This window comes from Phytohabitans rumicis, from assembly GCF_011764445.1.
GTDB classification, from domain to species: Bacteria; Actinomycetota; Actinomycetes; order Mycobacteriales; family Micromonosporaceae; genus Phytohabitans; species Phytohabitans rumicis.
In genome coordinates, this window is the sequence record NZ_BLPG01000001.1 from 9,204,284 (window position 1) to 9,218,838 (window position 14,555).

Genomic DNA, 14,555 nt, shown 5'->3' on the forward strand with positions numbered 1-14,555 from the left:
AGCTGCCATGCCTCGCAAGACCGGCTATCTGGCCAACATCACCAACGTCCCACCGCTGATCTTCCGGTTCCAGTTCAACCCGGAGCTGCTGTCGGAGAAGAAGAGCTTCGGGTACCGGGAGGCCAACAACTTCGGCTCGTGGGATTTCGACCAGAGCGAGGCCGGCGTCGGCGCGATCGGCTTCGGCCTGGGGGTGTTCGACGACTTCAAGGAGATGGGCAGCCTGCTGGTGGGCACCAAGCCGCTGGAGGCGGACGCCGGCAAGCCGCGCACGTTCGCGCTCGACTTCGCCCTCGACGCGCGGGCCGCGAGCGAGATACCGCCACCGCCGATCGTCCCGCCGGCGACCGCGCCGGACGACGTCATCCCGATCGACGACGACCCGCGCTTCGCGGGCCGGATCGAGCCCAGCCTGGCCGTGCTCCGCTCCTTCATGAACCCGGCCTGGGACGCGCTCAGCGACGTGCTGGCCTTTATCGGGCCGAAGAAGTTCTGCCCGCCGACCCGGCCGCCGACCTGCAACCTCAAGCTCGGCGACATCGACCTCGTCTGCGTGATGACCGACCTCAACATCAAGATCACGAAGTTCAAAGAGGATCTCACCCCGCTGCGCGCCGAGATCAGCCTGACGCTCAGCGAGCAGACCCACTCGATCGCGACGAGCCTCGACTGGATCGGCCGGCACGTCGAGGTCGCCAAGTCGTACGGGCAGCTGAACCTGTCGGACCTCAAGCACGTGCTGCCCGGCGCCGGCGTGGCCCAGACCATTTTCTCCTGACGGAGGGCGAGCATGACCGTCCCGATCACCTCCCGCTACCGCGGCCTCGACGTGTACGCCGCCGCCGACGCGACCGGCACCGTGCATCCGACGGTGGCGATCCGCCGATACGCGCCGCCCCCCGCCGCCCTGGTGACGTACCAGCACCTCGTGACCGGCCTCGACGGGATCGAGGACGTGGCGTGGCGGTTCTTCCAGGACAGCGAGGCGTGGTGGCGGATCGCCGACACCAACCCGCTGGCGTTCCCGCTGGACCTGCGCCCCGGCCAGGTCGTGTCGGTGCCCGCCACCGGTCAGCCGGGCCGGATCAGCCGGGAGCGGGTGTTCTGATGGCCGAGGCAAGCGACAAGAGCCCGGTGGGCGAGGTGGAGGTCAGCCTCGACCGCACCGACTGGCGGGACGTCTCCCCGCCGGTGCAGTCCATCGAGATCGAGGACCACGACCAGCTGACCGACAAGGCCACGATCGTCCTGGACGACCACACCGGCGCGCTCGCCGGCGCCGGGTTCGAAGGGCTGTTCGTCCGGCTCACGCTGGGCTGGCAGGCGCAGCCCGCGGCCATCTTCGAGGGCGAGATCACCAGTGCCCGGGTGCTCGCCCAGCCCGAGGGGCAGAAGATCGAGCTCACCGCGCTCGACTTCACATACCGGATGAGCCGCCAGCCGTACGTGCCGACGGAGTGGGCGGTCGGCGAGCGGCTCAGCGAGGTGCTGAAACGGATCGCGACGCGCGCGGACTACCACATCGCGGTGAAACGCCCGGAGGACATCCAGCCGACCGACGACGCCCCGCTGACCGCGCAGAACGCGCGACGCCCCGCCGACGGCCTCAACGAGTGGCAGTTCATCCTGCGCGAGGCGGACCGGCAGGGGTGCCGCACCTTCGTCGAGTACGACGGCAAGGTGTCGGCCTTCTACTTCGTACCCGTCGACCGCCTCGCCACCGCGGAGCCGGAAGGAAACCTGCGCTACTGCCGCGGGATCGGTGAGCTGATCGAGTTCGACTACGAGCGGATCAGCTCGGGCGCGACGCCGACGCTCGCCACCAGCACCACCGACCCGGCCACCGGCGCGTCCGTGGAGCTGCCCGCGACGCCGCCGGCACCGCCGCCCCCGCTGCCGCCGCCGGACACCGACCGGAACGTGACCCCCCGCCAGCGGTCCGCGATCGAGGCCCTGACCGAGCTGTCCGCGGCGGCGACCGCCCGGCTGAAGCCACCGGAGGGCAAGGTGACCGGCGAGGCGGCCGACGCCGCGGGGGTGGCGGTGCGGGTGCGGCCGGATCCGTTGCGGCGGCTGGGGCAGCGGGGGCGCGGCGTGGCGGTCGGCAACGTCCAGCTGCGGGCCAAGTCCCGGGTGCTCATCACCGGCGTCGCGCCGTGGGCCGAGGGCGAGTGGTACCTGGCCAAGGTCAACCACGTCTACACCCGGGAACGCGTCAACAACCGGTTCCGGCCCAGCTACTTCACCAAGTTCACGGCGACGAGGTGAGCCGGAGGTGAACGTGTACACCAACGAGTTGAGCCGCCACGTGGGGCGTTTCTACGGCAAGTACCGGGGCAGTGTCGTCGACAACACCGACGAGACCCACCGGGGCACGCTGGTGGTCACCTGCCCGGACGTGTTCGGCAGGGGCGTCGAGGTGGTGGCCCAGGCGTGCCTGCCGTACGGGCACTACTTCGTGCCACCCAAGGGTGCCGACGTGTGGGTGGAGTTCGAGGCCGGCGACACCCGCCGCCCGCTGTGGGTCGGCGCCTGGTACACCGAGGCCGGCGCGCCCGCGAAGACCGCGGACCAGCGGGTGATCCACACCCCGGCCGGGCACGTCGTCGAGATCGACGACACCGCCGGCGAGGAGCGCGTCCTGGTCCGGCACGCCAGTAACGCGTTCGTCTCGATCGACGCCAAGGGCAACATCCTGCTGGCCAACGCGGCCGGCTCGCACCTGCACCTGGACGCCGAGAACGGGACCGCGACGCTGGTCGAGCAGCACGGCAACCACCTGGCGATGGGGGAGGACGGCACCGCGCTGGTCAACCCGGACGGCACCACGGTCAACATCGCCGGCGACACCGTCCACATCAGCGCAGCCAAGGTGATCCTGGACGCGACCACGGTCGCCGCCGGCAGCGGCGCCGGCGAGCCCACGCTGATGGGCTCGGCCTTCCAGACGCTGTGGAACACCCTGCTGACCCACGTCCACCCGCACGCGATGGGTCCCACTCTGACGAGCCTCCAGCTCGCCCCGCTGCAACTGCTGCCCGGCGTGCACCTGACCAGCTCGGTGGTGGTCAAGTGAGCGCCTGCGACTTCCCGGCCTTCCCGGCCATCGCGGTACCCGTACCGGCGATCCCCGGCCTGCCCGCGATCCCGGCGCCGCCGGCGCTGCCCGTGCTCAGCGTGCCGGCGATGCCGGGACTGCCGGCGCCGCCGGTGCCGGCCATCCCGGTACCCGTACCGGCGGTCCCCGCCCTGCCCGCGATCCCGGCGCCGCCGGCGCTGCCCGCGCTCAGCGTGCCGGCGATGCCCGGACTGCCGGCGCCGCCGGTGCCGGCCATCCCGGTACCCGTACCGGCCATCCCCGGCCTGCCCGCCGTCCCGGCCGTACCCGCGCTGCCCGCACCGCCGGCGCTACCCGACTGCCCGCTCGACTGACCGTCCACTGTGCATATACCGGAGGCCGCAATGCCAGAACCCCAAGGGCCCGCCTTCCCGTTCCGGGTCGACCCGCAGACCGGCGGTGTGGCCTGGTCGGCCGGCCCCGAGAAGGTACGCCAGGACCTGCACGTGCTGCTCGGTACCCGGCTCGGCGAGCGACCGATGCTGCGCGAGTTCGGCACCCGGGTGCACTCGCTGGTGCACGAGCCGGACGACGACGTGACCGCCGACCTGCTGCGCAAGCAGGCGCACGAGGCGGTCGTGCGGTGGGAGCGCCGGATCGTGGTGACCCGGGCCCGCCTGGACCGGCGCGAAGGCGAGCTGCGCCTGGTCCTGGAGTACGTCCACAGCGACCGGCCGGCGGCCGGCGAGATGATCGTCCCGCTGGTGTGAGGTATCCGCGATGACTGTCCCCGCGATCGACTACACCGACAAGGACTTCCGCTCGCTGCGCGCGGCGCTGCTGCGCCTGGCCCAGCAGCGGCTGCCCGAGTGGACCGACCAGTCCCCGGCCGACCTCGGCATGCTCCTGGTCGACATGTTCGCGTACGTGGGCGACGTGATCCTGTACTACCAGGACCGCATCGCCAGCGAGATGTTCCCGTCCACCGCCACCGAGCGGGACAGCGTCGTGGACCTGCTGCGGCTCGTCGGGTACGAGCTGAGCCCGGCGACCCCGGCGGCGGCCGACCTGACCCTGACCTTTGCCGACCCTTCCGGTCCGCAGACCGTGGTCGTACCGCACGGCGCCCGGTTCGCCTCCCGGCCACCCTCGGGCGCGCCGGTCGAGTTCACGTACCTCGGGCCGGACCTGGCGCTGGCGCTGAGGTCCGACCAGCTCCGGGCCGGCGTCGACAGCGAGGGCCGGCCGGTACGCCGCTACGACAACCTGCCCGTCGAGCAGAGCCGCGTCATCGGGCCGGCCGTGCTCGGCTCCTCGACCGGCGAGCCGAACCAGACCTTCCGCCTGCCCGACCAGGCGGTGTTCGTCGAGTCCGTGGTGGTCGAGGTGGAAGAGGGCGCCGGCTGGGTCGTCTGGGACCGCCGGGACAGCCTGCTGTTCGACATCGCCTCCGACGGCCGGGCGGTGCTGTCCCACCCGGAGGCCCGGCACTACCAGGTGCTCGTGGACGGCACCGGGACCGCCCACGTGGTCTTCGGCGCCGGGCGCACCCCGCCCGTCGGCGCCGGCAACGTGCGGGCCACGTACCGGGTGTGCCTGGGCGGGGCGGGCAACGTCGCGGCCGGCGCCATCACCGCCGCGCTGACCACGATCCCGACCCTGCAGGCGGTCACCAACCCGCGGGGCGCCGCCGGCGGCAGCGACGCCGAGCGGGCCGACCACGCGATCCGGTTCGCCCCGTTCGCGTTCCGCGCGATCAACCGCGCGGTCACCGCCAGCGACTACGTCGCGCTGATCCAGCGCACCGGCGCGGTCGCCAAGGTCCGCGCGCGCAGCCAGGCATGGAACCAGGTCGACGTGTACGTGGCCCCGGCTGGCTCGGCGGGCCGGCCGGTGCCCGAGACGCTGCGCCGCCGGCTGGTCGGCTACCTGGAGGACAAGCGGATGGCCGGCACGCTGGTCCGGGTGCTGGACGCCCGGTACGTCGCGGTCGACATCGTGGCGGAGGTGGTCACCGACGAGCGGTTCGCGGCGGACACGGTGATCAGCGGCGTCGAGGCGGCGATCGCCCGGGTGCTCGCCTTCGATGGCGTCGACTTTGGACAGACGGTGTACCTCAGCGACTTCTACGCCGCGGTCGAGGCGACCGAGGGCGTGGTGGCGGTGACCATCACCCGGTTCCGGCGGCAGGACCAGCCGGCGCTCGACCCCGACGCGCAGCTGGCCCAGCACCACCTGCCCCCGCTGGCCGCCCTGCCGGCGTTCCTGCGCGACGCGGTCTCCCTCGACGTACCCGCCGAAGGGCGGATCGAGCTGGGCGAGTTCGAGATCCCGGCGCTCGGCGCGCTGGACGTCCGCCTCCGGGAGGCGCGGTGAAAATCGCCGAGTTCGGGGCGACGGCCGACCTGGTCGGCCGGCGCATCCGGCTGCGCTGGACCTTCCTCCCCGAGGCGGGACAGACCGTCGCCGACCCGCCCGAGGTGACCGTACGCCGCAAGCGGCGCGACTTCGCCTTCGCGCCGCTTGCGCCCGGCGCCACCGGCGTGCTCTACGACAGCACCCTGTTCCCGCCGCCGCCCGAGCCGGGCGTGCTGGCCGTCGTCGACCTGCCCGACCGCGACTTGGTCGACGGCCCGCTGCGCATCCGCGAGCGGACCGTGACCGTCGCGGAGCTGGCCGGCGGGCAGCCGCGGGAGGTGCTGCGGCGCACCGTGCGCACCGTTCTCGGCGCCGACCGGACGGTGCTGCGCCAGGAGGTCGAGCTGCTCGACGTCGGCGGGATCGGCGGCCAGCTCGACGCCGGCGTGCCGTACTACTACCAGCTCGACAGCCCGACCCTGCCGGCCGGCCCGGAACGGGAGCGGCTGCGGGCCACCGCCACCGCGGGCGAGGTGTACGGGCACAACCGCATGCTCTACGAGCAGATCCCCGAGGTGTACCGGCGCCACGACACGATCGGGCGTACCCCGGACGCGGCCACCGGGCTGCTGCCGGAGGCCAGCGCGACCGGCGGGCAGCTGCGCCGGTTCGTCGACCCGTTCGGCGCCGCCCTGGACAGCCTGCGCAGCTCCGCCGAGGGCCTGCGGCGGCTGCGCGACACGGCCGAGGTGGACGCCCGCTTCCTGCCGCTGCTGGCCCAGTGGATCGGCTGGGACCTCACCGCGGACGAGGAGATCGCCCGGCAGCGGCTGGAACTGCGGACGGCGCCGCGACTCTACGGCGCGGTCGGCACCCTGCCCGGCCTGCGCAGCCTCGTCGACCACTACACCGGCTGGTCCACGCAGGTCGCCGAGTTCGCCCAGCACGTGGCCCGCGCCAACGCGGCCCCGCAACGCAACATCTTCGCCAGCGTTCTGTCGACCAACTCCTGGCAGGGCGTCGACGACGCGGTGACCGCGCTGGGCTTCGCAGCCCCCAACAACCTGGCGACCGGCGCGGTGGGCGTGGCCGCGCAGCTCACCGGCGCCCAGACCGAGCCGTTCGCGCTGCACGACGGGATCTGCCTGACCGTCGCGGTCGACGGCGGGCTGCCGGTGACGGTCACCTTCGGCGCCGCGGACTTCGCCGACCCCGCCGCGGCGACGGCGGCCGAGGTGGCCGAGGTGGTCGACGCCGCCCTCGACGAGCTGCGCGCCGAGGCCGCCGGTGGTGCGCTCCGGCTGCGGTCCCTGCTGCCGGCCGCGTCCTCGCGGATCGAGGTGATGGCCTCGCCGGCCAGCCTCGTCTCGCTGGAAGGCGCCGCCCAGGGCCGGCTGGCGACCGCCGTCGACGCGGCCGGCCGGCTCTGGGTCGCCCACGGCAGCACCGTCGGCGCGGGCGGCGGCGAGCCGCGCCTGCACGTCAAGACGCACCTGCGCGGACGCTGGTACGACACGCAGCCGGTCGAGGCGCGCCCGGTCGCCGCGCAGGCCGACCCGGCACTCGTCGCACTGGCCGACGGCCGGCTGTGGCTGTCCTGGGTGGAGCATCCGGGCACCCCGCAGGCGCGGCTGCGGTGGCGGCTCGGCGCGGCCGGACCACTCACGCCGGCGCGGCTGCGCGGCGACGTGACCGCGCCGTTCCGGCTCACCGCCGGGACCCGGCTGGCGCTGACCGGGTACGGCACCACCGAGACGTTCACCGTGCCGGCCACCAACCCGGCGGCCACCGCCGAGCAGGTGGCGGCCGCGCTGAACGGCGGGCTGGCCGGCGTGGCCGCGAGCGTGGCCGCGGACGGTTCGCTGGCGCTGCGCACGACGGCCACCGGCCCCGGCGTGGCGCTCCGCGTCGACCTGGCCGCCTCGACCGCGGCCTGGGCGCTCGGCTTCGGCGACCGGCACCTGAACGGGCAGGGCGGATGGGAACCAACCGTCGACTGGGGCCCGGCGGCCGAGACTCCGCTGCCGGCCGGCCGGCACGCCGACGGCACGGCGCTGCTCGACCCGGGGGGCGCCATCCGGCTGTTCTGGTCCACCCACGTCGGCGGCGCCTGGCAGCTGGCCCGGCTGCGCTGGGACGACCGGCTGCTGGTCGCCACCTCGGCGGGCGTGGGCGTACGCACCGGCGACGGTCCTTGGTCCGCGCTGACCACCGCCAACGGCCTGCCCAGCAACGACGTACGGGGCGTCGCGGTCGACGCGGACGGCTCGTCGTGGTTCGCGACCGCGGCGGGCGGGGCGGTGTTCCGGCCGGACGGCACCGTCGCGGTGCTCACCACCGCCACCACCGGGGGCGGGTTGGCCAGCAACGACGTACGGGCCGTCGGCGTGGCGCCGGACGGGACGGCGTGGTTCGCCCACCCGGCGGGCGTCAGCGCTCGGGACGCCACCGGCGCCTGGCAGACCGTCACCGCCGGGCCCGACGGGTTGCCCAGCAACGACACCCGGCACGTGCTCGCCACGCTCGACGGGACGGTCTGGGTGGCCACCGCCGCCGGGCTGACCCGGCGGGTGCCGGGCGGCACCTGGCAGGCGGTGGCCGAGACGGCCGGCGCGCGGCAGGTGGCGCAGGGCCCCGACGGGACGGTCTGGGTCGCCACCGGCAGCGGCCTCGCGCGGGTCGGAGCCGACGGCACCGCGGCCATGGTCGACCTCGTCGCCGCCGGCGCCGGACCGGGCACCAACGACACCCGGGCGGTCGCGCCCGCGCTGGCCGGTACCGGCCCGGTGTGGGTGGCCACGGCCGCCGGGCTGGTCGAGCTCTCCTCGGCCATGACGGCACGGCGGCACGGCACCGGCGACGGGCTGCCCAGCGACGACTGCCGCGCGGTGCTGGCGCAACCGGACGGCACGGTGTGGGTGGGTACTCCGGCCGGGCTCGCCGTCCGCGGTCCGGACCCGGCCGCCACCTGGCGCGTCGTGTCCACTGTGGATGGACTTGTGGGCAACGCGGTCCGCGCCCTGCACGGGCCGTGGTCCGCACCACTGCGGTTCGCGGCGACCGGCAGCGGCGCCCGGGACCCGCACGCCGTACGCGACGGCAACCGGCTCTGGCTCACCTGGGCCGAGCGGCAGGCCACGGCCGACGAAGCCGATCCGTGGCTGATCCGGCTGCGCTCGCTCACCTGGCCCGCGGCCTCGTGGTCCGCGCCGGTCGCCGTCACCACGACCGCGGCGGGCGGCCGGAACACCGACCGGGAGCCGGCGCTCGCTCCGCTCACCGGCGGCGCGGTGCAGGTGTTCCTGCGCAGCAACCGCGGCGGCGGCCCACGGCTGTGGTCCGTCCTCGTGAACGCGTCCGGTACCCCCGGCGCGCCCGTCACCGTCCACACCGGACCCACCGCGGACACCAACCCGGCGCCGGTCAGGATGCCCGGCGGCGCCCAGTGGCTGTTGTTTCGCAGCGACCGCAACGTGGCGCTGGGCCGGCTGGGCGGCGGCGTGCCGGGCGCCGCCGACGCCGCGACCAGCCGGCGGGCGCCCGAGGAGGCGGCCGTGCGCCGGCACGCCGGCTCGATCAGCGCCGTCCTGGCCGACCTCGACCGCAACCGGGGCCACCGCCAGTTCGGCGACCTGCTCGACTACACGCCGCAGCGGCCGGACGGCGGCCCGCTCGCGCCGGACGAGCTGTACACACCGGCCACGATCGGCCTGTACGTGCAGCGCGGCCCGGCCGGGCGCCCGCTGGTCCGCCGGGACGCCGACCGGCTGCGCCAACTGCTCGACCGGTTCCTGCCGGTCAACGTGCGGGCCGTCATCGTGCTGCGCTCGGCGGCCCTGGAAGAGGCGGTCTTCCCGCCGGGCCACGAGCTGACCGACGCCTTCCGCGACGACTACCCGTTCGTGGAGATCTACCAGGGGCCGAGCGAACAGATCGCCGTGACGCTGCGGGACTGGCTGGTCTACCTGGCCACCGACGGCACGAGCGTCACCGCCGACCCCACCCAACTCAGCACGCTCCGGCGCCGCACCTGGTGGCCGCCGTTCCAGTAAGGAGAGACGACCGTGACCCGAGTGGAGTACCCCGCCGGCGAGCTGCGCGGTGAATACCGCGACGTGCTGCGCGATCCGGCGGGCCGGGTGGTCTGGGACCGCGGCTGGCGACGCAACTCGATCGTCACCGACTGCCGGCGCCTGTTGGCCACGTTCATGCGCGGCGCCCCGGCGTCGGCCGGCGTGCTGGGACTGGCCGTCGGCGCCGGGCTGAGCCAGTGGGACGAGACCGGGCCGCCCCCGGCCACGTCCGGACAGACCGCCCTCGTCGACCCCAACCCGTTCACGCTCGGCCCGTCCGGCCTGCAGATCGACTTCCTGGACGCGGGCACCGTCTCCGGTACGCCCACCAACCGGCTGCAGATCCAGGCCACCCTGGGCCCCGGCGTGCCGCCCTGGCCCGGCGGCAACCACCTGACCGGCAACCTGCGCGAGTTCGGCCTCGTCGGGCAGATCGGCGGGGCAACCGTACTGATCAACTACGTCACCCATCTCGTGATCGCCAAGGACCCCGCCAGCACGCTGGAGCGGACCATCTGGCTGACGTTCTGAAGGAGAAGCCGATGGCCACCATGACCCCGAGCACCTTCGACCCGCTGCTGCAGTACGTCAACGTGCGCCTGCAGCAGGGCGTACCCATCGTCGACGCGGACTGGAACGAGCTCGACGACGTCCGCAAGTTCGAGCTGCGTGCCTTCCTCAAGTGGTACGTGGGAGACGGGATCCCGGCCGGCAACGACGGTTTCCGCGTCGTCGGCGGGCTCGACAACGACTTCACCATCGCCGCCGGGGTACCCCCGCCCCGGGCGGCACGTCACCGGCCGAGGCCGGGCTGCGGCACACCGGGCGGATCATCGTGGACGGCATCGACGTGATCGTCGCGGCGGACGTGCGGTACGCGGCGCAGCCGCTGCACGTCTCCCAGCCGGGGGCCGCGGCGCTCGCCACCCGGCTCGGCGTGCCGGTCGCCGCCGCGTTGACCACGCCGGGGAGCGCCGCCACGCTCACCGCGTACCTCGACGTGTGGGAGCGGCTGATCACCGGGGACGAGGAGCCGGACCTCGTGCATTCGGGGCTGGGGGTGGAGAGCTGCGCCCGGATGCGCCGGGAGTGGGTGGTGCGGGTCCGGCCCGGCACCGCCGTACCGGCACCTGGCCAATCCGATCACATCCCCGGCCACATCTACTACCCGCTGGCCACGCTCAACCGGCGCGGCGGTGTCGCCACGATCGCCGTCACGGACGTGGCCGACCGGCGCGGCCGGGGCCTGCTGCTACCGCCCGCGCACCTCATCGCCGACACGGTGGGTGGCGACCCGCTCGCGTACCGGCGGGGTGAGAACCGGCCGGTGGTCAGCCTCCGCGACGCGATCAACGCGTTGATCGCCGGCCGGCTGCCGTCCACATCGGACCTGCCGGTCTCCCCGGGCACCGGCAACGACGTGCTGCGCCGCGCCGCGCTGCTCGACTCGACCGGCGGCCTGGTGGTGGTCTGGCACTCGTCGCGGGTCAGCAACATCAACCAGGTGTTCGCGGCCCGGTTGGACCTGGCCCGCCCGGACAGCGGCTTCTCCGCGGCTGTCGCGGTGACCAGCGGAACCACCGCCAACGTCGAACCGACCGCGGTCGCGCTGCCCACCGGAGACCTGATCGTGGCGTACCCAACGGTCGTGGCCGGCACCACCGACGTGGTGATGAAGCGGGCGGCGCTGGGTGGACTGCCCGGCGTCGGCACGCAGAACGTCGCCGCCGTGTCCGGCACCAGCGACCAGTCTCCGCACGCGGTGCTGGCCGGCGACCGGGTCGTCTTCCTCAGCCACCAGGGGTCCACCAACCAGTGGACCTACCGCCGCTACGACCACGTCGCCACCACGTTCGTCGACACCGCGCCGGTGGTGCTGAGCACGGTGACCACCACCGTGCGGGACCTGCACGCCGCCGCGTCCGGCAGCTCCGTCTGGGCCGCCTTCGTCGAGGGCACCAACCTGCACGGCCTGCGCCTGAACGCGGCCGACGGTACGGTCGGCGCCACCACCGGACCGCTGGCGCTCGGCGCACCCGCCGACCCGTTCGTGCTGGCGCTGAGCGCCAACGACGCGATGGTCTTCCTCGACGCCGGGGACAACCTGCGCGTGATCAGCGCGACCGGCGGCGCGTGGGGCAGCGCGACGGTGATCCCCGGGACCGACACCAATGACACCCAGCCGGCGGCGGTCCGGGACGCCGACGGCACCATCTACCTCTTCTACCAGCGGTTGCTGTCCGGATCCGACAACGAGATCGTCCTGCGCCGCCGCCCGCCGATCGGCAGCGACTGGAGCCCGCCGCAGCTGGTCACCCGGCACGCCGCCAACGACCAGCGGCCCCATCCCGTGCTCGTCCCGGGGCAGGGCATCTGGCTGGTCTTCATGAGCAACCGGACCGGCAACTTCGACCTGTACGCCACCCAGATCCTCACGTCTATCTGAACCGCACAAGGGGGAAATGAACGTGCCCACGCCCACTCTCACCGAGACCGCACCAAACACCAACAGCTACACGATCACCGAGTCGAAGGCGTTCATCGCGAATCACAGCCTGACGCTCAACGACTTCGACATTCAGGACTTCATCATCACCTACCCGGCCACGGCGACCGTCGACACGCTCACGCTGCAGCGGACGGGTCCCGTCCCGTCGTCGGTCGTCATCAACCTGCCGAGCCTCGTGGGGCTGCCGGAGGGGGTGGTCGTGGATGGCTTCAGGATCACTGTGGACGAGACGCCGCCGTCGGGCGGCCGGATCACCTTTACCGTCCACATCGCCGAGGACACTGGTGGCGGCGCCCTCCTGCAGGACTGGGAGCTGCGCGCCAAGGTGGACGGTCCGGCCGACTGGACGCTGTCCACGGGCGGGCCCGGCGCCGTCACCCGCAACTTCGTGGCGTGCGACCCGCGGGCCGTGGTGGCCGCCCCGGTGGCCGGGGCGGTGCTGGAGAGCGAGAACATCACGCTCACGGCCGCCAACCCGCAGGCGGGCACCGTCCTCGGCGGCCTGCCCGCGGCGCTCAACCCCGGTTTCCGGTGGAGCCACACCGGACCGATCGTGATCGATCCACTGCCGGTGGACACGGATGACGATACGTTCGAGGACCTGGCCATGCCGAAGGTGTACCGGCCGGTGCCGATCGAATTGCGGGTCAAGACGGCGTTCGGCGGCACCGACGCCAACGACACGACCGGCTTCCTGGAGACCGAAAGCGACCCGGTCGACCTGGAGATCCGCGCCCGGCCGCAGCACATCGTGCTCGTGCTCGACCGCTCCGGCAGCATGGGCCTGGAGGGGCGGTGGGACAGCGCGGTGACCGCCACCCGCGCGTTGGTCCATCTCTTCGCGAACGTCCGGGAAGGGGTCAACCCGAACGACCGGATCGGCATCGTGGTCTTCGAGGACAACACCTGCGCGTGGCACGCGCTGCCGCCGTCGTCCGCCATCCAGACCCGGATGCCGATGACCGAGCTGCCCAAGGCGAGGAACGACATCCTCACGCTGGACCTCGGGGTGCCCGGCACGTGCACGCCGATCGGCGACGGCCTGATGGCCGGGTACGACCTGCTCGCCACCGGTGGACCGGTGGGGGACAAGCAGTACACCATCATAGAAATCACCGACGGGTTCCAGAACGCCGGCGGCGTCTTCATCGGATCGGTCGACCCGAGCGCGGGTGCCGGCCTGCCGCCGGGCACCATCCAGTCGGTCACGCAGGCACTGACCGACTCGGCGCACCCCCTGCGGGCCGACATCCACGCCGCCGGCCGGCTCTTCATCATCGGCCTCGGTGTCACTGTGGAGTCTGACTTGCTCAACGAGCTGGCGACCGACACCGGCGGCCAGTTCGGCTCGGCCGCCCAGCCCAGCCAACTGGCCGGGGAATTCGGCAACATGCTGGCCTTCTCCCAGGAGATCACCCACCAGCAGGCCAGCAACACGGCGCCGCCCGGGTTGCCGGTCGACGCCAACCGGGCGTACTTCTCCACCGCCACCGGGGCGGAGCGGCTTGTTTTCGCGGTGCTGCGCGGCGGCCTGCCGGCCGGCGAGGTGGGTCTGATCCTGGAACGATGGAACCCGGCCACCAGTGCGTTCGACGCTGAGCCGATGGATCCCATCTCCTCGTCCACGCACCACGCGGGCTCGGTCGTCGACGTCATCGGCTCCACCGGCGGCGCCCCGGCCATCTGGCGTCTGACCAGTGTGGACATCAACGGCACGCCGCTCGGCCCGCTGCCCGCCGCGAACGTGCTCGCCTACGAGGACCTGCGGGTCAAGGGCACGGTCGCGCTGAACCAGCCGGCGTTCCTGACCGGCGACGACATGACGGTGACCGTACGGCTGCGCCACGACGGCTCCCCGATCCTCGGTGCGACCGTCCGCGCGGAGCTGGACGCACCCGGGGAGAGCCTGGGCGAGGCGCTCGCCGGCCTGGGCCCGAACGTCAGCATCAAGGACCTGGTGGATCCCAAGCGCCGCGACGTGCCGCCGCTGCAGGCCGCGATGATCGAGGACGTGATGCGGCGGCGCGGCTGGAAGACCTGGCCCCGCACGCGCCCGACCGGTGTGTTCGTCGACGGCACCAACCTCCTGCACGACCCGGACGGTGACGGCAACTACTCCAACACCTTCGCCCAGGTCTTCGACGAGGGCGTGTACCGCTGGACGCTCTTCGCCGACGGCCAGGACACCCAGGGGCACCCGTTCGACCGCCAGCTCGCCATCACCACCGTCGCCGGCATCAAGGTCGACGCCCGGGCCACGCGGATCCGGCAGGAACGGATCCACAATCACCCCAGCAAGCTGCGCGCCGTGCGGGTGACCATCACGCCGAAGGATGGCCGCGGCAAGCTATTCGGGCCGAACAAGGACCACCTGGTGTACTGGGCGCTCGAAGACGGCACCTTCGAGCACGTGCACAACCAGGTACCGGCGCCGGTGTTCACCGACGGCACGTACCGGCGCGTGATCCTGTTCCGCCACCACGACCGGCCGACCCTGCGCGTGCTCGCCAACGGCACCCTGCTGCCCAAGATCCGCGTGCAGGACTGACAGAGGTCT

General features: G+C 73.3%; 12 protein-coding genes. All 12 read left to right on the top strand.

Annotated features, from left to right (window positions below):
* Positions 1-7: 7 nt before the first annotated feature.
* The 12 genes from Prum_RS41770 to Prum_RS41825 are packed head-to-tail and all read left to right on the top strand — an operon-like array spanning position 8 to position 14,546.
* On the top strand, positions 8-778 hold the full coding sequence (locus Prum_RS41770) for a CIS tube protein (protein ID WP_173082703.1): 771 nt from the start codon (positions 8-10) through the stop codon (positions 776-778).
* Positions 779-790: 12 nt separating this feature from the next.
* Positions 791-1,108: a hypothetical protein gene (locus Prum_RS41775; protein WP_173082704.1), complete on the top strand. Its 318-nt coding sequence runs from the start codon at positions 791-793 to the stop codon at positions 1,106-1,108.
* Complete coding sequence (locus tag Prum_RS41780) at positions 1,108-2,268, top strand: hypothetical protein (protein WP_173082706.1); 1,161 nt, start codon at positions 1,108-1,110, stop codon at positions 2,266-2,268. The genes Prum_RS41775 and Prum_RS41780 overlap by 1 nt, the downstream gene beginning before the upstream one ends.
* A gap of 7 nt (positions 2,269-2,275) precedes the next feature.
* Positions 2,276-3,076 carry a phage baseplate assembly protein V gene (locus tag Prum_RS41785; RefSeq protein ID WP_173082708.1) on the top strand — a complete coding sequence of 267 codons (801 nt, stop codon included), beginning with the start codon at positions 2,276-2,278 and terminating at the stop codon, positions 3,074-3,076.
* The gene (locus Prum_RS41790; RefSeq protein ID WP_173082710.1) at positions 3,073-3,432 is read left to right on the top strand and encodes a hypothetical protein; all 360 of its coding nucleotides are present in this window, start codon (positions 3,073-3,075) and stop codon (positions 3,430-3,432) included. The genes Prum_RS41785 and Prum_RS41790 overlap by 4 nt, the downstream gene beginning before the upstream one ends.
* A 30-nt stretch (positions 3,433-3,462) precedes the next feature.
* A complete protein-coding gene (locus Prum_RS41795; protein ID WP_173082712.1) occupies positions 3,463-3,828 on the top strand; it encodes a GPW/gp25 family protein in 366 nt (121 codons plus the stop codon).
* A gap of 10 nt (positions 3,829-3,838) precedes the next feature.
* A complete protein-coding gene (locus Prum_RS41800; protein WP_173082713.1) occupies positions 3,839-5,434 on the top strand; it encodes a baseplate J/gp47 family protein in 1,596 nt (531 codons plus the stop codon).
* On the top strand, positions 5,431-9,468 hold the full coding sequence (locus Prum_RS41805) for a phage tail protein (RefSeq protein WP_173082714.1): 4,038 nt from the start codon (positions 5,431-5,433) through the stop codon (positions 9,466-9,468). The genes Prum_RS41800 and Prum_RS41805 overlap by 4 nt, the downstream gene beginning before the upstream one ends.
* 12 nt (positions 9,469-9,480) lie before the next feature.
* Positions 9,481-10,020, top strand: coding sequence for a hypothetical protein (locus tag Prum_RS41810; RefSeq protein WP_173082715.1), 540 nt, complete (start codon positions 9,481-9,483; stop codon positions 10,018-10,020).
* 11 nt (positions 10,021-10,031) lie between these two features.
* The gene (locus tag Prum_RS41815; protein WP_173082716.1) at positions 10,032-10,343 is read left to right on the top strand and encodes a DUF6519 domain-containing protein; all 312 of its coding nucleotides are present in this window, start codon (positions 10,032-10,034) and stop codon (positions 10,341-10,343) included.
* Positions 10,325-11,935 (top strand): sialidase family protein, encoded by a 1,611-nt coding sequence (locus tag Prum_RS41820; protein WP_173082717.1) that lies wholly within the window; start codon positions 10,325-10,327, stop codon positions 11,933-11,935. The genes Prum_RS41815 and Prum_RS41820 overlap by 19 nt, the downstream gene beginning before the upstream one ends.
* A 22-nt stretch (positions 11,936-11,957) precedes the next feature.
* Positions 11,958-14,546, top strand: a complete 2,589-nt coding sequence (locus Prum_RS41825) for a vWA domain-containing protein (RefSeq protein WP_173082718.1) — start codon at positions 11,958-11,960, stop codon at positions 14,544-14,546.
* Positions 14,547-14,555: the final 9 nt, after the last annotated feature.